Here is a 17,305-nt window from a genome sequence, read left to right on the forward strand (position 1 = left end):
TGGGATGAGCTAATATGGAGCGGGTGATTTGTATTTTAATTCTTAGCTTCCTTGTTCGTTTTGATTACAGATTGATTTCTCAGCTTATTTTTAGTGATGGTTTCACCCACTGATCAAGATCGTCTTTATTTCCCAGCAACAGAGCGGAATCGTGGCCCAATCGGAGATGCTCTTGTTGAAATTCTGCCGCAACAGGGCTCTGTCCTTGAAATTGCAAGCGGAAGTGGTGAACATGCTGTAACTTTTCAGCGGCGGTTTCCCGGTGTTTTGTGGCAAGCCAGTGATCCTGATGCGGATCATTGCAAAAGTATTAACGCTTGGATTGAACATGAATGTCTGAGTGCTCAGATGCCACAAGCCTTACAACTCGATGTTCTTGAACGACCTTGGCCGCTTCCTGAGCCGGTAAGGGTTGAATTAAAAGCTATAGTTGCGATCAATCTTGTTCATATCGCCCCTTGGATTTGTTCTCAATCATTAGTTAAACAGGCCTCTGAATCTCTTCCAATTGGAGGTCGCTTAATTCTTTATGGACCTTATCGCCGAAATGGTTTTCATACGAGCTTGAGCAATGAGGCCTTTGATCAATCGCTGCGTGAGCGCAATACATTATGGGGGGTACGTGATCTTGAAGATGTGGAGAAAATTTGTTTTGATGTTAACCTTAAAAGCATGCATGTCCAAGACTTGCCTGCCAATAATCTCATGATCAGTTTTTCAAAGTCTGTTAGTTCCAATCGATAGATGTTCTGCATTTCTGGTTTGTTACAAGATGGGCTTTATTGAATTTAAATGCTACTAATTTATAATGTCTTTAAGTCGCTTGACTTTGGCAAGAGGGGTTTATTCATATTCTGTTGAATTTATCTTAAGTCTTGCTTGTTCATAAGTGTGTGGCATCGAAATACTGAAAGGCCAATTTTTTCGCTAGTTACTTGCTTGTGATGAGCAATTAAGGCACTATATACTAGCGAATAAGATTATTATTTGGCGTCAACTTTTTAATCTCTATCCGTTTTAGACAGATATTCCCCCTTGAGGAACGATATCATTCTGCTAAACACTATTAATTCCTTGTCAACAACAAATGGTGCCGGTCTTACTTCTTCTGCTTTGGCAATTGAAAGGCTTTATAGAGTGTTAGGTTCCATCACCTACTCAGGTTGATGACATCCTTCTAGCTCACGAATAAGAATTCCCTCGAGAGGGAGGGAGAGTTCACTGGAATGATCCCCATCACCCAGCCCATCGAATAATAGATCGATTCCCACCGTGTGGATCAGCAGTTCTCCACGACTTTTGGCTGGCGCTCCACAGATCGGTTGGACACCCAGCGGTTTTCCCACACGTTGTGGATAAAGCTGGCAATAGGGTGCTGAATGGCTGATTTTGTGGAAAACTGACCAAAGTATGTCATGCTAATGGTTCCCCATCACCCGCCCCGCCTAGCTCAGCTAAGCGGGGCTTTTTGCTGTATGCAATACAAGTAAAGAAGCGATTTAATAGTACGAATGAGCCACTTCTTTTAGGCCTTGCGCCGCCCTTCGGCTGGTTTTATGGATTATTTCATGCTGGACATATGGATTTTAATATTTTTAGCTTGAAGTTGTAACTCTAGAGATGAGATCTCTCGTCAATCTCTGATGTAGATAAGGTTTGCGATGAGATCTTGCGTTGTATGGAAATACTGTGATTGAAGCATTTGTGGATGGAGTAATGCCTTATAGGTGATCTGTCTCGTTGGAATGTTAATGAATGAATTTATCGTTAGGCGATAATGTTGAATAATAAGATTTTTTGACCCTTTCGCGTTTAATAGTCAGTTATCGTATCAGACATCTGTTTGTGTTGTTTAGTAGTATTAAAGGAAGAAGAACGTGTTGATCTAGTGGTGTGGGTCAGAATGTTCAGCTATTGCTATCAAACTGAGACGGTTTCTTCAATCTGGGTTTCCCCCATGACCTCTGAGCTGGCATTGATCCAGATGATCCCCTGTTGTCTTACTAAACAGATCAAATCGCTGTTGCGAAGAACTCTGTATGTGGAAGGTTCCTCCATGCACAGCGCTTTGGCATAGGTGACCGCCGAATGAATATCGTCCTTGCTGGCACTCGGTTTCCAGCCATCAGGAGTGAGCTGTTCAATATTGACCATGAGTAATTTTACTTATTGACCTAATGATCTCGCACTCTGGTTCCCAATAGCAAGCAAAGTGTTCACATCCAAACCAAGGGCTGAATAGTTGTGTTCAACTAATCTGTCCATCTGTTTGATCTGATACATAAAATTAAGAATAGATGTGAAAGTTTTTAATTGTCGGGCTACGTGTTCTCTTATTCTTTAAAGGAATAGCAACTGCAATCTGTGATCTCACTTGTAATTAATTTGTTGAATGCGTGTATAGCTCGCCGAACTATCTTTTCTGGTTAATCTTGATTCAACCTGGCACTATTATTAAGTGTCATTTATGGCTCTGATGAGTAGGCCTATGATCCAAAGTTCGAAATATTCCTCTAAGAGGTAGGTTGAGACTTTCAACTTGATCTGGGTTTGGAGTTGGCTACCGGACTCTTTGCAATGACTCATTTTGCTGAGGCCGATAGAGCTAGGTTCTAACCTTTTGATTGTCAAGATGAGGGGTACTCGCATGGACTTCTTCGGTTCGTAGTAGAAAGATATTTATGTTTTGGATTAACTCAACTCTTTTAGGCATGATTGCTTCCATAGACACCCCAGCAGAACGTTAATGGTCGATGCGTATCTCCGAACGTTTTTTGTTGACTTGATTTGAACGTTTAGTCTAGATCCGTGGCGATGTAGCAACGTCTGCGGAGCTGGTCCACAAAGGCTCTTGCTTCTGTACCTCTGTACTTTTCCTTGAGCTGATCAACGATTCCGCCTTGTTCAAGGTTCTTGCCGTAAGCATCAACCACCAGGTCTAGTGCAAAGTCGATTAGTTCAGCCTCTTCTGCGCTGAGTCGTACATCGACAAAATTTTCCATTCGATCCAGGTTCCTTCAAATCGTTTCATCAGAATTCTGGAGCACTGTCTTCGATTATGCCTTGGGTGTGAAGTAAAGTTATTTCTTACAAGCTTTTGCTTGTGCAGCTTTCTTCGCTTTATTTTGAATATGTTTGCTTTTTGATGGTTTAAATGCCTGCATTTGTATGATAATGCCCAAAATCTATTGTTATTCTTTTGAGGAGGCCAGGCTTCGATCTGTTTGTTTGCAATACCAGACTGGCAATAGTTTGATTGCTAACGCTGAGACTATTGATATGTGTGCCATTCGGTTAGGACCTGAATGAGTCTTCTGGCCTGCTCAGGGTTGATAAGTATTGATACCAACCCTCTTTGATTCTTAAAAGTTTCCAAGGATCGCAATTTTGTGTCGTTTAATGCTTGCATGACGCATTCGATCGAGCTATTAAAGTTTTAGTTCGTATCAAACCCTGCTATGGCGGTTCTTTTTGTTCTCCCCAAAAAACAATCGATCTACCGCCGCTACTGGGCTTCGTCTGCTAAGTAAGCGACGTCGACATGTGCTCAACTCCCTAAGATCTTTACCCTCGTTATGGTCGGGGGACTAGCTGTTCTTTCAGCAACTCTCGATTGTGTTGAGACATCATATGCATGGCATTTTTTCCCACCTAAACCATTGAGATCATCCATCTCAATGGCAAAAATTGCTTCATGCTGAAGTTTGCCTTGGTCACACTCATGTTGCTAGCTCCAGCCACTGTGGCAAGAGCTAGTGATCAACGTCTTCCTCTCGTCCGATTTCAGGGGTGTTATGACGGGGATACATGTACGACAACTGACGCTGAAAAAGTGAGGTTGGCTTGTATCAATGCGCCTGATATTGCCAAACGTCAACGTTTTAGGGCTACCAGGATGAGTTCCACTTCGTATGACAACAGCGCCTTCGAACGTTCTGCTGACAACTTGAGGGCCTTGGTTTCAGGTCGACTGGTGGGTATTCGCCGAATCACAACAGATCGCTATGGACGTACTGTTGCCGAGCTTTTCATTGACGACAAGAACGTTGGGTAGCAGCAGGTGCTGAATGGGTTCGCGGTGATTGTTCGGGAAGATGCTTGGCAATGTGCGTGGTCATCACGCTCATGACCGTCAGGTGGCTCGTTCAACTGATGCAATTGTTGGTTGGCCACGTTGACAATCCATTGCTGTGACACTTGGCTAAGTGTTGACAATCACTTGCACAGTGCTCGCCGGAAGACAGAATTGCCGTGTGAGGAGGGCTTCTTCACGGAGTGGAAACAAGGCAACACGCCCAAAGAGAAGCCGAGAAACCCTGCCTTTGGCGGGGTTTTCTTTTGTCTGGTGCTTCCTTTGATTGCGTGTTTGGCTTGCGTCGTTTGCTCGGCAAATGTTGAGTGTGTCGTATGTGCCCTATGGCTCGGCATTGACCACTGACTTTTGTTTGGAGCAATGGTTGAGAATGGTCGTACTCGAAACATCCAGTCATGTCCCAAGCCCGCGAGATGATCAATGCTCACTTGTTTCCAATTCTGGCAGTTGTAGCCACTGTGAGTTCAGTTTCTGTTGCGATTTCGCTGCGTCCGATTGCTCAGCATTCGACTCGTTGGAACCTCTGCTATGACGACAGCATTGCTTGGTATCAGGCCAATAAACCTGATTGGACGGTTCAAGACAAAGAAGTTTTTGCCTCCAACTTCTGCAATGGTGGTACTCCTGTCATGCCAGGACCTGGTTTTAAGCCTGCAACCTGATTTTGATCAGGGAGTGGCTTCTTGCATCCATATGGAATGCGTTTGTGGGTGTCCAATCAGATTCCAGCTGAGTCTGTCTTTAGAGGGCCTTGTTAACTTCTAGATGCAGTCAAAGTTCTTGACAATCTGCATGATGCTTCTCTCTATATATAGCTCATATCAAAGATGGTAGCTTTCTATGAGCTCGTTGTTTGCCGCTTGAGTGTCAAGATTGTATTTTTTACAGGTTAATCAGCATAAGTTTTAAGTATTTCTATGCTGTTTTGTAGGTACTATTTTGTTGTTGCGAGCTTTTCGTGGGGGATTTCACCAATTAAAAGGACAGCGGTGCCACTGAGTGAAACCATCATCATTCCTCCTTCACCGAATACCTCGTAGTCAATGTCAACCCCGATTACCGCATTGGCTTTCATTGCAGTCGCTCTAACCACCATTTCTTCGGTGGCTACTTGCCGCGCTTTTTCCAGCGCTTGCTCGTATGCACGCGAGCGACCGCCGATGATGTCTCTCATACTTGCAAGCATGTCACGGAAAATGTTGGCACCGATGATGTTGTTGAAATCAGCACGTGAATTGATTAAGTATTAGGTACTTGTGATTCATGAGTTTACTGGAGAGGGGAATTGGCTTGCTCAACTGGTTGGTTGTACTATTTCATCTACAAATCAGATCCTTAATTCTGTTTCATGGCCAACAAATGGTCGGAAGGGGGATCGATCCCCCGCAACCATCCCTGAGGCCAGACCAAGGCCCAGATGAGTGAGCCCATGACAAGGGCGGTTGATTCCAGATCAAAGTCCAATTTGAACATTCAAGCCTGAAGGACGGTAATACCTTGATCCATTCCTGTATCCCTATCCATAGGCGTAGGCAGGACGAAGAGGCCTATAACCGCCAAACCTTCCATTGCTATAGCCGTTACGGCGATATCGATTCCAATCCCGTCGGTCATGACGCACGACACGACGTAGTTGCCTGTTCTAACGGCGTATCTGCCTGTTGCGCTGCTTTGCTTCAGCTGACGGAGCTACGGCCAATGTTGTGGCTCCGATTATTCCGAAGCAAATAACAGAAGTTACCACATTTTTCCAGATGGTGACTGAGAAAACTCTTGAGTTGTAGTCATCGCTTTCCGTGTGATCTTCTGACAATGACGCAAACACAGCACTCAGTTGCTCCTTCAGAGGTAGTCCTTAAGTCAGACCTGTATCTCAGCTTCTTCCACACCAGTTCCTATGGCGTTTTCACTCAACAGCGATAAGCTCCGCCACATTCGTGGGCTGTTTCTGATTCGCTGGTTTTTCTGAAGGTGGTGGATTTAACAGCCACGAAAGGCGATGCACGCGACGATGCAATCTGTCGAACTTCTTCTGAACTGAATGCCATTTCTTGTCAACGGAAACATTGATCAGTTCCTAGCCGAGATGGGGCGGATTCCACTGCTCACGCCAGCTGAAGAAATCACGCTTGGAACCGCTGTACAGCGCGGTCAATTGCCAGAGGCGACACAACGTCAACAAAGGGCTGGCAAACGGGCCAAGGACCGGATGATCAAAGCCAACCTTAGGCTTGTAATCAACGTAAGCCGCAAATACATGCACCGCCAGATGGGCCAATTGGAATCTGGTGATCTGATTCAAGAAGGATGCATTGGTCTGACTCGCGCAGTTGAGAAATTCGATCCAGAGCTGGGCTATAAATTCAGTACCTATGCCTATTGGTGGATTCGTCAAGCAATCAGCAGGGCAATTGACCAAACTGCATCAACGATCAGGGTGCCAACCTCTATGCACAACATGCTTCTCAAATTGAATCATTTGCCTCCTGGATTGAATGAGCAGCAGATTTGTGAGCATCTAGAGATTAGCGTTGTGCAGCTACGAAACCTTCGCCTCGCTCTAGTTGCAAAAAGAACCACCTCGTTAGATATGAAACTTGGCAGCGATGGTGATGGTTCTACCCTCAACGAACTGCTGTGTGATGAGCAGTCAACACTCGATATTGATAAGTTCCAGTGGGAGATTGTTAGGGATATGTTAGAAATACAAACTGAATTTGCTATTAATCATGACCAAGTGCTTCTCCGCCGTAATGTTATTGATGATGAAAGCCTTCAATCGATAGCTAATGAAATTGGGATTAGCCGTGAGCGCGTACGTCAGAGGGTTGAACGCGCAAAAAAACAACTTGCATCTAAGTTGATCGAGCACCGTGAGTTAGTAGCTTGAATGCAGATGTCTCTTCTCTGCCTTTAGCAGTGATTTTTTAGGCACTTAGGCAATAAAAAACCCAGTGAGTGACTGGGCTTTAGCTACTTATTGAACGGAGAGGGTCGGATTCGAACCGACGGTGGGCTTGCACCCACGCTGGTTTTCAAGACCAGAGCCATAAACCACTCGACCACCTCTCCTGGAGGCTTTGATATCTTATCATCTCGCCAACATTAATGCTAGGGCTTTATTTGCCTCTGTTTTGAACTCTTAATGGTATAACTTTTCTCGAAAGTGAGTTCTTGTTGCTCCAAGAAGGTTTGTAGATGTCATCAGTTTCGTTGTCTGGCTGAAATAATCCTGAAAGGATTCTCCTGCTTTTTGTATGCCTTGGTTGGTAATTGTTCGCGTTTCTAATGCTAGAGTCTGCTCCTGTGTAGTTTTTAGTTCAGCTGTTGGATTGTGATAATCTCTGTGCCATATTCTCTTGCCTTAGGCTTATCGAAGTTGACTCTGGGCATAAAAAAGGCTCAAACTAAGTGCTTGAGCCCTTTCTTCTATTTTAGCTGTTTGGCTTTGCTAAGGGTAATAGGCATTTATCAGAATCACATCCAGCCGGACCTGCTTCCGTAAGCTCACCATTGTCATACCTTTGCAAGGCATCAAAAAAGTCATCATTGACTCGGCGTTCAATGACTTCCTTCTGCATGCGCTCATAGGTTTGTGCATCGATGGGTTCAAATGGCAGGCGTGGAAACGTTGCATTGGCATCGAATCGTGCAAGGAGTGCCGCAGAAATGTATCCACCACCCTGTTGAATGGTTTGATGAAGAGCATCAGTTAAAGGTTCGATCTCATGCTCACGAAATTCGATCGTTGCCGATGTGTTGTGAGCGGTGAAGTTCGATTGGACTTGCATGTAGAAGTCAAATTGTGCCAATGCTGAAAAAGCATTGATATCAACAGTGTCTGCTCCTGGCAGATTGGCCCAGCTCACCTCTGTTGGGATTTCTACTAACCATTCCGTGCAGCGGGTATCAAATGGATCGTTCAAAAGACGACCTTGATCATCCTTATCCGACTGGGATGGAACCACGGTGTAGCCATAATCCATGCAGGCCATCGCTACAGGATCATTTTTGCGGAATGTGATCCTGCGGATGAATCGTTGAGCTTTGGGCGGATGCCATCCTGGTGCAGCACCTGTGAGAAGGCTTTTTGTCCCGGCTGGTTGAACTGTGGTGCAGCGGTTTGGACGTCGTAAATCATGTCGATCGCAATAATCCCAGACGGTTTCATTCACGATGGACTTCCACCGTTTTAAGTACTCAGCCTCTTGCTTCTTGTAGTTGAGTCCCTCCTCGGTTTCAGGCCTACCAGCCTCCCACCACTTCAACCATGGTGTACCAAAAGCATGGACGAAGAAGTCAAATAAGCCAGTAAAGCTCACACCCACAATTGGATCCCAGGCGCGACTCTGGCGGTAGCGATCCACCTCAAAGTTGTGATTGAGTAGACACGCAACTGAAAGTGCTCCTGCTCTGAAAGCGTCACGTTGTGAATCTTCATCCTTGGGGTCAATCTGGTTGAGATGCACTTCCGCAAGGTTGCAATGAAAATCTGCGCCAAGGATTTCACCACATGGATTTAAGCCGTAACGGCTCAGTCGATGCTCAAGTTCTTCTTCAGAGATAGGACCATGATTTTGTTGAAGCCAGAGACCAGCTTCCTGACGACCTTGGTCACAATAAATCTCGATAAATTCGCTTCTTAATTCTTGAGTTGATAGCAAATCAGCGTTAGAGCGAGCGAGTGCTTCTGGGGCGAATTGGATGGCGCCTTCTCCGCTGTGGAATTGACGCGTTACAGCTTCCAGCAGCACGTCTCTGCTTGGGCGAGTGTGATAAACACGCGTGTGGTTGGCCATTCGCAGAGCATCACGCTCAGGATTAATTCTCCAGTTCCCTTCCGAATCCTGTTGCCACAAGTTCTCCTTGGCTCCGGCTGCTGATGTGTCATCGGAAGCGAATTGACGCATTCCTGCGCTGCGGCGGATGTTGCCAGCCACAATTGTGACGGCTGCTTCATCAATTAATAGACAACATTCAATCGAAGTGAGCTTTCTGCCAATCGATTTACCAAGCAATTTTGCGACTCGTCCATATAGATCTTTCAGTTTCACTGGATTCGCCATGCCTCCGAAACCCTTGAGGGTTTCGCCGACGGGACGTACATCAGATAGGTCTATGTCGACCTTGACGTTTCTTCCTTCGAAACGAGGATCGCTACTTAGTTCTAAAAGCAATTGGTAGCTATCAACCCAACCTCGTCTGGTATCTCCGACCTTGATGGAAACGTTGTGATCGGTGATGTTATAAGTCGTTTTTTCTTGACGCAGCTCTGCAGGTGTGATTCCAATATTTGAAACGCTTAAGACTTCGATCGGGTTCGTGACGACTGGAAGCTGATCAATGAAGTGGGGCTCAATGATGGCTCCTGTTCCACATCCCATCATTGCTAAATCCATCATCAGCCCGAACGCTTCCCAATCCACAAGATTTGTGGAAGTGCAGTTGTAAGCCCCTGAAAAATTTTCAGGCTTTTCGATCCAAGGAGTGCCACCAATCCATTGCCAGCGACCTGAGGGAAGTGCTTTCTTCTCAGCTTGCATCCTTGCCAACAGATCCATTTCCTCAGCATTAAGGGAGCCAAGTTTTAGGAGTCCTGATCGATTTCTTTCCCCAACTTCGTGCCAGCTTTCTCGACCCTTGGGCAATCGACGGCTGTAAGTGCGATAAAACACAGGGTTGGCTGCGGGCGCACTGACAGGGAAATCACCGTTTGTTGGGGCGGTCCCAGTGGTTTGCGTATCTAGCTTTTCAGTGCGGCTTGGTGTGAGTGTCACTAGCGATAAACGATTTCTTGCCGGAATCTTAACGCCACCAATGGGGTTTGTATGTCTTTCTAGGCACCATCAACAGTGTTTGGCCTCTGGTGGCGGCGTTTTTTATGCCCAAATCTCGCTCCCTGCCACGATGGAAGTCTCCATACAGCAACAATCACCATGGTTGAGCGCCGCAGAAGCTTGCACCCATGGATAAAGCGTGCATTGGTTTGCGCGCTTGCCGTTGTGGTTTCGTTGCTTCCAACGCTGGGGCTCAGGTCAGCGCACGCTCGATCTGCTGATGTCGTTGCCGCTCCACCGAATGCAATTCCACTCCAAGAGCAGCCTTTTTATCCTTCCCTGCAAGAAATTTCGTCGTCTTGGACTGACATCGTTCTGGGTCAAGTTGTTGGAGAGAGTCCAAAAGTCACATTGCTGAACTTTTATGCCGTGATGGCAAAGGTTGGTCACCGTGCTGATTCGCTCGGACAACAGGCAACACTTGATAAGGGACTATTTTCTTCTAAAGAGCGGCGAGAGCAAATTGAAGATACAAATTTGTTGTTTGCTTTGGCTGTGAAGTCTCTTGACTCTTCACATTTTCCGGAGAGTGTTCGTAGCGATATGGCTGATGAGGCAGCGATACAACTTAAAACTGTTCTTGATTATGTCTTTTCGCACAGTCATCAGCCAATCCTAATTCCAAGCATTGCTGACTTGAAATCATCTGGTGATCAAGGCTCTGATCCAGTTGCTTCTTGGAGACTTCCAGGCACGGCAATTGAGCTGACGACTGTGCTTGACAGTGATACTAATAATCAAAATTTTTATTTTTCAAGTTATACGGTCTCATCTATCCATGAAATGTATGAAGAAATTCAAAATCAACCGTCAGTTAATCAACCTTTTGCAACACCTTATTTTTATAAAGACTTTATTTTTACTCCAGGATATCTAGTTCCTCCGAAATGGTATTTGATGCTTCCTGCCGGAATAAGGCGTGTTATTGAGATTCCTATTGAAGGACAAACACTCTTTCAGGTTGGATGTGCGTTCGTGGTTTTTACTCTCTATCTCTTGGTAATCTTTTGGCTTATTGGTCAATTGATTACAACCTATAGAGATTCTGAATCTCTTCAAATCCCTGTTTCTGATTGGCTTCAGGATAATATTGCTTGGACAAGAGTTCTTGTGATTTTACCTATAGTTTTACTGACTTACTTGACGGATCAATTCATAGATAATGTGATTAATTTCACCGGCCTTCCTTTGGTTCTTGCGATATACTTTTTTTACATCGTTTTTTATTTAACGGCAAGCATTTTCGTTTTTTATCTTTTAGAAGCGATTGGTCGTAGTGGTGCTGAGCTTTTGACGCGTCTGCGAGGTGGTCGTTCAACGCTTCAATTGCAACGGATCAGCAACCTGGTGATGCCTCTGAGTAGGGCTGGTGGTCTTCTCGTTGCGATAGTTCTCATTTATCGATTGTTGCTGTTATTGGGCTTGCCTGCTAGTACTGTTCTCGCTTTTTCAGCTGTTCCAGGCCTTGCTATTGGTCTTGGAGCATCAAAATTACTTGGAAATTTATTCGCTGGGTTGTCAATTCAGACGGATCGCCCGCTTCGTGTGGGTGAATTTTGCCAAATTGGTGACAATCTTGGCTTCGTGACGAAAATTGGTCTTCGTTCATTAGAACTTCAAACGCTTGAAAGTACCGTCAAGATTCCAAATTCCGTAGCTGATGAAGCTACTATTATTAACTACTCCAGGAGAGATAGTTTTCTGACGCCTAATCCACGGCAGGGTATGGAATTGCGCTTGCAATTGCCTTCTCACTTTTCACCCTTTCAGTTGGAAGAGTTGCTTCGTCAATCGCGTCTTCTTATCGAGGATCCTGAACGCCTCCACGGTTTGAAGCCAGAGTCATCTCTCGTGAGCTTGGATAATGATTCTGGAGATGGCAAGACATTAATTGTTTTCGTTTTGGTTGAACTTCATGGTTGGCCAGCTTATCTGAATATGAGAGAGACCTTATTGGTCCAACTTGAGGAATTGCTTGAGAGGATCGACTTGTATGAAATTACGATAGGTGTTTCCTATTCCACAACCTCTGAGAAGTTATTGCGTGTCCCCGATCTGCTGCGCTCCGCTGTCAATTACGACCCTGACCTTCATTGTGTTGCTTGTCGTTTATTGAAAATCTCTGCTTGTAGCTATGACCATGAGATTGAAATATCATCCACACATCGTATGCAGAACGATTTCGAAGACAGTATTCATAGGCTTCATCAGCGCTTCATTAAAGTGCTTGGTGATAATGATATTGAAATTCCCTTCCCCTCTCAGACTCTTTTTGTCGAGTCTCTACGTTCTGAAGTCTGATGCAACGTTGTCCCGAACCAGAATTGATGAATGCTTCTGATCAGGTGCTTGCCTATGCCGAAGCAGACTTTAGTGCTGGAGATCAAACTGTTTTGGAAGGTTTACTTGCATTGATTGATCATTCTTGTGTCACCCTTCCTCCAGGTAGTTTGATTCTGGATTTAGGTTGTGGACCTGGAAATATTTCTGAGCGGCTTGCTTCTTGTTGGCCCTTGTCTGATGTGATCGGTATTGATGGGGCCTCCGCCATGATCAGCGTGGCCAATCAAAGACGTTTCACTCGAAAGCCTGCTATTCAGAATTTGAAGTATCAACATATTGACTTGAGTCGTTGTTGTCTTGATGATCTGGAGCCGATAAGAGGTGCCTCTGTAATCGTTAGCAACAGCCTTCTTCATCATCTTCATAACCCTCATACGCTTTGGGATGCTGTCAAGCAGCTTGCTGCACCCAACGCTTTTATCTTGCATCGCGATCTACGTCGACCCTCCACTGTGCAGGAGGTCGATGCGCTTTGTGATCGCTATGTCAGTGGGGCTCCTGCCGTCTTGCAACGTGACTTTCGAGCATCCCTGATGGCTGCCTTCACGGCTGTTGAGGTCTGTGAACAGCTTGTCCTGGCTGGATTGAGCCAATTCACGGTGAAGGAGATTGGTGATAGATACCTCGAGGTGTCTGGTCGGTGGAGATCTTGATGCTTCCTTGCCCATTGACTGTCAGGCTGGTGGTGTCAACAGCGAGATCATGAGCACGCGTTTGGGAACTGAGAGCAGCGAGTCGTTGGACGCACTAAGTGGTGAGGATGGTCTGGCTGAAGCTGTGGCTCGACGTCGCAATTTTGCGATTATCTCCCACCCAGATGCAGGAAAAACCACGCTTACGGAGAAACTGTTGCTGTACGGAGGTGCGATTCAGCAAGCTGGTGCTGTGAAGGCTCGAGGCGAGCAACGCAAAGTTACCTCTGACTGGATGGAACTGGAAAAACAGCGCGGCATTTCGATTACTTCGACCGTGCTGCAATTTGACTACTCCGGTAGCACTATTAATTTATTGGATACGCCTGGTCACCAGGATTTTTCTGAAGATACCTACCGCACTCTCGCTGCTGCTGATAACGCGGTGATGCTTGAAGATGCTGCGAAGGGCCTCGAACCTCAAACACGCAAGCTGTTTGAGGTTTGCAGGATGCGTGAGATTCCTATTTTTACGTTCATCAACAAGATGGACCGTCCTGGAAGAGAGCCCTTAGCTCTGCTGGATGAAATCGAGGCTGAATTAGGTCTTACTCCATGGGCTGTGAATTGGCCGATTGGTAGCGGTGAACTGTTTCGTGGAGTGATCGATCGTCGGACGCGTCAGGTTGTTCTGTTTAGTCGTGCTGAGCGTGGTCGCCAGTCTGAGGAAAAGCTGTTGGATTTGGATGATCCGCAATTGAAAGATTTGGTGGAACCAGAGTTGCTCGCTCAGGCGGTTGAAGATCTTGAACTTCTTGAAGCAGCTGGCGCTGAACTTGATCTTGAATTGGTTCATGCCGGTGAACTCACCCCGGTCTTTTTCGGATCGGCCATGACTAATTTTGGTGTGCGTCCATTTCTCGATGCGTTTATGGATATGGCGCAAAAGCCTGTTGCACGGATTGGTACTGACGGTCCAGTGGATCCTTTACGTCCAGATTTCAGTGGGTTTGTTTTCAAACTGCAGGCGAATATGGATCCTCGTCATCGTGATCGTGTGGCGTTTGTCCGTGTTTGTAGTGGGCGTTTCGAAAAAGATATGTCCGTACGTCATGCCCGTACAGGCCGTACCATTCGTCTTTCGCGCCCTCAGAAATTATTTGGTCAAGATAGGGCTGTTGTTGAAGATGCTTATCCCGGAGATGTGATTGGCTTAAATAATCCTGGGATGTTCTCTATTGGAGATACTCTGTACACCGGGACAAAGGTTGAATATGAAGGGATTCCTTGCTTTAGTCCGGAAATTTTCAGTTGGTTGCGCAATCCAAATCCTTCTGCGTTTAAAAGTTTTCGCAAAGGAGTGAATGAGCTACGTGAGGAGGGTGCTGTTCAGATTCTCTATGACACAGACGAGAGTAAGCGCGATCCCATCCTTGCTGCCGTTGGTCAGTTGCAGTTGGAAGTGGTGCAGTATCGCCTTGAAAGTGAGTATGGCGTTGACACGCGTCTCGAACCTCTTGGTTTTCAGGTTGCACGCTGGGTGACGGGTGGTTGGTCTTCTTTAGAAGACGTTGGTCGTATCTTCAATTGCAAGACCGTGCGTGATGCATGGAATCGACCCGTGTTGTTGTTCAAAAATGAGTGGAATTTAAACCAACTTGTTGAGGAGCACCCTGAGCTTGAACTTAATACCGTTGCGCCTGTGGTCAGTGGTGTTGAGCCAATCAGTCTTTGAGTCGTGATTGTGGCTCTTGGCCACTCACAGCAACGCTTCGTGCTCGCCAGACTGGTCCAATGGATCTGCTTGTGTTGCGTCACGTCTGGCTTCTACGTCCGTGTCCCGACGGCGGAACCGAGTATGTATGTTTTCGTCCTGGGCAGGATCGTGTCGAGGTGGTTGAGGGCTATCACCTCCCTCCTCAGATGCCTTTAATCAAACGCCGAAAATGGCTCGATAGTGCTGAAGTACCCCATTGCAGACGGCAACTTGAAAAGAATCAAGGTTACAAACATGGTCAGCCTCTGTTTTGATTCAATTCAGCTCTCCCGATTGCGTGCTCCGCTCGATACGCTCATTAAAGAGTGAAGTGAATTAATGGCATCAGGGGTTGATCTCGGCTCGAGCTCAGAGTCCCAGGATCCTTATGAAAGGCTTGGAATCTCTGCTGATGCGGGGTTTGAAGAGGTGCAGAGGGCGCGTGAAACGTCCTTGAAAGCCGCTGGTGATGATCCAATGGCAAGGGCTCGTATTGAGACGGCCTATGACGCTGTCTTAATGGGTCGATTGCGCGAACGACAGTCGGGAACGATTAGCTCTGCTGCCGTTACGGCTTCTCGACTTGAGGATCAAAGCGCATCGAAGCCTTCAACGTCGCCAGTTAACACCTCTGCCCTTTTAACCAGAATTCGTAACCTCTCCTTACCTAGCCCCAAGTTGAACTCAGCAGGTTTTCTTCCGAGCTTGAGTTTGGTGGAGGGTCAAGGTCTGCTGGTAAGACTCATCGCTGGAGGGATCGGTTTACTGCTACTTCTCGCGGCTCCAACAGCTGTCGATTTAGTTCTAGCCCTCTCCACGATTGGCTTGTTTATTTCTCAGGTCAAGCGTGGTCGCAGACCACTGGGTGCTTTGGGTTGGAGTTTGGCTCTAGTGGCCTTGGGTTTGGTTTTGGGTGCGGTGATTGGTGCCGTATTCGCGACCCAGGCGGGTTTGCCCTTGAATCCGATTCTCCTAGAAGCATTACCAGCATATCTAGTTGTTCTTGCAGGAATATTGTTGTTGGTTTGAGTTAGATATTCATAGGCTATCGATGAGCTCCGATAAGTCTTTTTCATTAAGTTTGTAAAGCTCACTGCAGAAGTGGCATGTGATCTCAGCGCCTTTGTCTTCTTTGAGCATAATGTTGAGCTCATCTTTGCCAAATAATCTCATTGCGTTGATGCTTCTTTCTCTGCTGCAAGGGCAAGAAAATTGGATTGGTTGTAATGGTTCTCCAGCCGGGATTGGTTGAGGATCTAAGTCTGGAAACACGTCTTTGAGAAGATTTTCAAGGTGATCTTGATTGTCACGCAGATGTTTGCTGAAATTATTTATTTCACGACAGCGCTCCTCTAGCAAGGCAACCAATGCTGGCTCTTCTGCTGCTTTAGGTAGTACCTGTACTAATAGTCCACCACTGCATTCTAGCCCTTCTTGATTGATTGTTTCGCCAACAAAGACGGCTGAGGGTGTTTGTTCTGAGTGCAGTAAATATGATGCAACGTCTTCGCCAATTCCTCCACGAACTAATTCAACAGTGCTGCTAAATGGTTCTCCCTTGCCTTCGTCCCTTACAACATGAAGATAACCCGTGCCAGCAGCAGCATGGAAATCAAAGCTGTAGTGACCGGCTTCATCTTCAATCGGATCTAATTCAAGTTCTGGGTGTCCTACATACCCGCGAACGCGCCCATCCCTACCTGCATCGACAAACAGTCCACCGATGGGTCCATCGGAGCCAATGCGCAAGTTCACGCGGCCGTGTCGCACCTTCATCGAGCTGGCTAGCAACAGCCCAGCACTCATTGCACGCCCGAGCATCACGGTCGTTAAGTAGGAGAGGTGATGCCTCCGCCTCGCCTCGCGAGTGGCCTCTGTGGTGATCACCGCCACAAGCCTGATGCCTCCGCCAGCTGCCGTGGCCCGGACAAGGCAGTCACCCATGGCGTTTGTTCATCGCAGGGGCAATGGTGACAGAGCGTGGAGTCGTCCCTCTCTCAAGGTCCAATGGTTTCCGCTCCACTCCTCAAAGAGATCCGGTTCATGGGTCACCACGATCAGCAGTCGATCTTGGCCGAGATCTTGAAGTAACTCGAGCACTTCGGAGCGCACAGACCAATCAAGACCAGCGGTTGGTTCATCCAACAGCAACACTTGTGGGCGGCGTAGCAACTGCACCGCTAAGGCAAGGCGTCGTTGTTGCCCTCCGCTCAGGCGTTCTGGGGCCTGTCTCAGATCCACATCACCGAGACCTACGCGCCTCAGCACATTGCTTCTCTCCTCACTCCCAAGCCGTTTGTGACCAAGCTTTAATTCCTGAGACACATTCAATCCGAGAAAGTGGCGTTCAGGAAACTGAAACACCACGCCACACAGCCAGCGCCTTTGCCGTCGCGTGAGCGCTTCCTGATTCCAGTGGATTGAGCCTTTCTGCGCTCCTGCTAAGCCACTGATCACCTCGAGCAGGCTTGTTTTTCCACTGCCGCTATTGCCTGAGATCAACACCGGCTCGCCTGGCGATGCTTTGAGGTTGATGTCGTTCAGGACCACGCGTTCTGACGTCGCCGGCCGGAATCGAATGTTGTTCAGCTCCAGCATTGGGCTTCGATGATTCTGTTGATTGCAGTGCTGTGTTCAGCATGAT

Annotated in this window: 17 protein-coding genes and 1 tRNA gene; 10 read left to right on the forward strand and 8 right to left on the reverse strand. The window is 46.8% G+C overall.

The genetic code is table 11. The annotated features are described in order from the left end of the window. Window positions 1-96: 96 nt before the first annotated feature. On the forward strand, window positions 97-744 hold the full coding sequence (locus tag SynMVIR181_RS05775) for a DUF938 domain-containing protein (protein WP_186590305.1): 648 nt from the start codon (window positions 97-99) through the stop codon (window positions 742-744). A 410-nt stretch (window positions 745-1,154) separates the two neighbouring features. Here the strand turns inward: SynMVIR181_RS05775 and SynMVIR181_RS05780 are convergent, their stop codons facing one another. The 3 genes from SynMVIR181_RS05780 to SynMVIR181_RS05790 form a co-directional block, all read right to left on the reverse strand. Continuing rightward, window positions 1,155-1,346, reverse strand: coding sequence for a hypothetical protein (locus SynMVIR181_RS05780; RefSeq protein ID WP_186590306.1), 192 nt, complete (start codon window positions 1,344-1,346; stop codon window positions 1,155-1,157). Between the two features lie 574 nt (window positions 1,347-1,920). Beyond that, window positions 1,921-2,154 carry a hypothetical protein gene (locus SynMVIR181_RS05785; RefSeq protein WP_186590307.1) on the reverse strand — a complete coding sequence of 78 codons (234 nt, stop codon included), beginning with the start codon at window positions 2,152-2,154 and terminating at the stop codon, window positions 1,921-1,923. 641 nt (window positions 2,155-2,795) lie between these two features. Next, a complete protein-coding gene (locus tag SynMVIR181_RS05790; protein ID WP_186590308.1) occupies window positions 2,796-3,002 on the reverse strand; it encodes a hypothetical protein in 207 nt (68 codons plus the stop codon). Between the two features lie 719 nt (window positions 3,003-3,721). Here SynMVIR181_RS05790 and SynMVIR181_RS05795 point away from each other — a divergent pair. Both SynMVIR181_RS05795 and SynMVIR181_RS05800 read left to right on the forward strand, forming a co-directional pair. Further along, window positions 3,722-4,054 carry a thermonuclease family protein gene (locus SynMVIR181_RS05795; protein ID WP_255444501.1) on the forward strand — a complete coding sequence of 111 codons (333 nt, stop codon included), beginning with the start codon at window positions 3,722-3,724 and terminating at the stop codon, window positions 4,052-4,054. Window positions 4,055-4,488: 434 nt separating this feature from the next. After that, complete coding sequence (locus SynMVIR181_RS05800) at window positions 4,489-4,755, forward strand: hypothetical protein (RefSeq protein ID WP_186525151.1); 267 nt, start codon at window positions 4,489-4,491, stop codon at window positions 4,753-4,755. A gap of 272 nt (window positions 4,756-5,027) precedes the next feature. On the opposite strand, the gene SynMVIR181_RS05805 is transcribed toward SynMVIR181_RS05800, so the two are convergent. After that, window positions 5,028-5,333 (reverse strand): heavy metal-binding domain-containing protein, encoded by a 306-nt coding sequence (locus tag SynMVIR181_RS05805; protein ID WP_370593891.1) that lies wholly within the window; start codon window positions 5,331-5,333, stop codon window positions 5,028-5,030. An 801-nt stretch (window positions 5,334-6,134) separates the two neighbouring features. On the opposite strand from SynMVIR181_RS05805, the gene SynMVIR181_RS05810 reads away from it, so the two are divergent. Next, complete coding sequence (locus SynMVIR181_RS05810; RefSeq protein ID WP_186590309.1) at window positions 6,135-6,983, forward strand: sigma-70 family RNA polymerase sigma factor; 849 nt, start codon at window positions 6,135-6,137, stop codon at window positions 6,981-6,983. Between the two features lie 95 nt (window positions 6,984-7,078). On the opposite strand, the gene SynMVIR181_RS05815 is transcribed toward SynMVIR181_RS05810, so the two are convergent. Both SynMVIR181_RS05815 and nrdJ read right to left on the reverse strand, forming a co-directional pair. After that, window positions 7,079-7,165 (reverse strand) — tRNA-Ser (locus SynMVIR181_RS05815). Window positions 7,166-7,527: 362 nt separating this feature from the next. After that, complete coding sequence (gene nrdJ, locus SynMVIR181_RS05820) at window positions 7,528-9,870, reverse strand: ribonucleoside-triphosphate reductase, adenosylcobalamin-dependent (RefSeq protein WP_186590310.1); 2,343 nt, start codon at window positions 9,868-9,870, stop codon at window positions 7,528-7,530. 159 nt (window positions 9,871-10,029) lie between these two features. Here nrdJ and SynMVIR181_RS05825 point away from each other — a divergent pair, with 159 nt between their 5' ends. The 5 genes from SynMVIR181_RS05825 (at window position 10,030) to SynMVIR181_RS05840 (ending at window position 15,690) form a co-directional block, all read left to right on the forward strand. Beyond that, the gene (locus SynMVIR181_RS05825) at window positions 10,030-12,231 is read left to right on the forward strand and encodes a mechanosensitive ion channel family protein (RefSeq protein WP_186590311.1); all 2,202 of its coding nucleotides are present in this window, start codon (window positions 10,030-10,032) and stop codon (window positions 12,229-12,231) included. Continuing rightward, window positions 12,231-12,926 (forward strand): trans-aconitate 2-methyltransferase, encoded by a 696-nt coding sequence (locus SynMVIR181_RS05830; protein ID WP_186590312.1) that lies wholly within the window; start codon window positions 12,231-12,233, stop codon window positions 12,924-12,926. The genes SynMVIR181_RS05825 and SynMVIR181_RS05830 overlap by 1 nt, the downstream gene beginning before the upstream one ends. A 49-nt stretch (window positions 12,927-12,975) precedes the next feature. After that, window positions 12,976-14,640 (forward strand): peptide chain release factor 3, encoded by a 1,665-nt coding sequence (locus SynMVIR181_RS05835; RefSeq protein WP_255444473.1) that lies wholly within the window; start codon window positions 12,976-12,978, stop codon window positions 14,638-14,640. Window positions 14,641-14,699: 59 nt separating this feature from the next. Next, window positions 14,700-14,936 carry a hypothetical protein gene (locus SynMVIR181_RS13275; RefSeq protein WP_255444502.1) on the forward strand — a complete coding sequence of 79 codons (237 nt, stop codon included), beginning with the start codon at window positions 14,700-14,702 and terminating at the stop codon, window positions 14,934-14,936. 64 nt (window positions 14,937-15,000) lie between these two features. Continuing rightward, window positions 15,001-15,690: a CPP1-like family protein gene (locus SynMVIR181_RS05840; RefSeq protein WP_186590313.1), complete on the forward strand. Its 690-nt coding sequence runs from the start codon at window positions 15,001-15,003 to the stop codon at window positions 15,688-15,690. Between the two features lie 9 nt (window positions 15,691-15,699). On the opposite strand, the gene hslO is transcribed toward SynMVIR181_RS05840, so the two are convergent. Further along, window positions 15,700-16,554: an Hsp33 family molecular chaperone HslO gene (gene hslO, locus SynMVIR181_RS05845; protein WP_255444474.1), complete on the reverse strand. Its 855-nt coding sequence runs from the start codon at window positions 16,552-16,554 to the stop codon at window positions 15,700-15,702. Here hslO and SynMVIR181_RS13280 point away from each other — a divergent pair. Continuing rightward, the gene (locus SynMVIR181_RS13280) at window positions 16,507-16,635 is read left to right on the forward strand and encodes a hypothetical protein (protein WP_255444535.1); all 129 of its coding nucleotides are present in this window, start codon (window positions 16,507-16,509) and stop codon (window positions 16,633-16,635) included. The two genes, hslO and SynMVIR181_RS13280, sit on opposite strands and share 48 nt — an antisense overlap. Here the strand turns inward: SynMVIR181_RS13280 and SynMVIR181_RS05850 are convergent. Then, window positions 16,615-17,259, reverse strand: coding sequence for an ABC transporter ATP-binding protein (locus SynMVIR181_RS05850; RefSeq protein WP_186590315.1), 645 nt, complete (start codon window positions 17,257-17,259; stop codon window positions 16,615-16,617). The genes SynMVIR181_RS13280 and SynMVIR181_RS05850 overlap by 21 nt on opposite strands. Window positions 17,260-17,305 lie beyond the last annotated feature (46 nt).

It is taken from the genome of Synechococcus sp. MVIR-18-1, from assembly GCF_014279835.1.
Taxonomy (GTDB): domain Bacteria; phylum Cyanobacteriota; class Cyanobacteriia; order PCC-6307; family Cyanobiaceae; genus Synechococcus_C.

Bases quoted from the DNA above. Each gene is read 5' to 3' on its own strand.
- SynMVIR181_RS13280 (WP_255444535.1), top strand. From the start codon at position 16,507: ATGCCTCCGCCTCGCCTCGCGAGTGGCCTCTGTGGTGATCACCGCCAC.
- SynMVIR181_RS05790 (WP_186590308.1), bottom strand. From the start codon at position 3,002: ATGGAAAATTTTGTCGATGTACGACTCAGCGCAGAAGAGGCTGAACTA.
- SynMVIR181_RS05775 (WP_186590305.1), top strand. From the start codon at position 97: ATGGTTTCACCCACTGATCAAGATCGTCTTTATTTCCCAGCAACAGAG.
- SynMVIR181_RS05800 (WP_186525151.1), top strand. From the start codon at position 4,489: ATGTCCCAAGCCCGCGAGATGATCAATGCTCACTTGTTTCCAATTCTG.
- SynMVIR181_RS05835 (WP_255444473.1), top strand. From the start codon at position 12,976: ATGAGCACGCGTTTGGGAACTGAGAGCAGCGAGTCGTTGGACGCACTA.
- SynMVIR181_RS05825 (WP_186590311.1), top strand. From the start codon at position 10,030: ATGGTTGAGCGCCGCAGAAGCTTGCACCCATGGATAAAGCGTGCATTG.
- SynMVIR181_RS05840 (WP_186590313.1), top strand. From the start codon at position 15,001: ATGGCATCAGGGGTTGATCTCGGCTCGAGCTCAGAGTCCCAGGATCCT.
- SynMVIR181_RS05785 (WP_186590307.1), bottom strand. From the start codon at position 2,154: ATGGTCAATATTGAACAGCTCACTCCTGATGGCTGGAAACCGAGTGCC.
- SynMVIR181_RS05830 (WP_186590312.1), top strand. From the start codon at position 12,231: ATGCAACGTTGTCCCGAACCAGAATTGATGAATGCTTCTGATCAGGTG.
- SynMVIR181_RS13275 (WP_255444502.1), top strand. From the start codon at position 14,700: ATGGATCTGCTTGTGTTGCGTCACGTCTGGCTTCTACGTCCGTGTCCC.
- SynMVIR181_RS05795 (WP_255444501.1), top strand. From the start codon at position 3,722: ATGTTGCTAGCTCCAGCCACTGTGGCAAGAGCTAGTGATCAACGTCTT.
- SynMVIR181_RS05850 (WP_186590315.1), bottom strand. From the start codon at position 17,259: ATGCTGGAGCTGAACAACATTCGATTCCGGCCGGCGACGTCAGAACGC.
- SynMVIR181_RS05810 (WP_186590309.1), top strand. From the start codon at position 6,135: ATGCCATTTCTTGTCAACGGAAACATTGATCAGTTCCTAGCCGAGATG.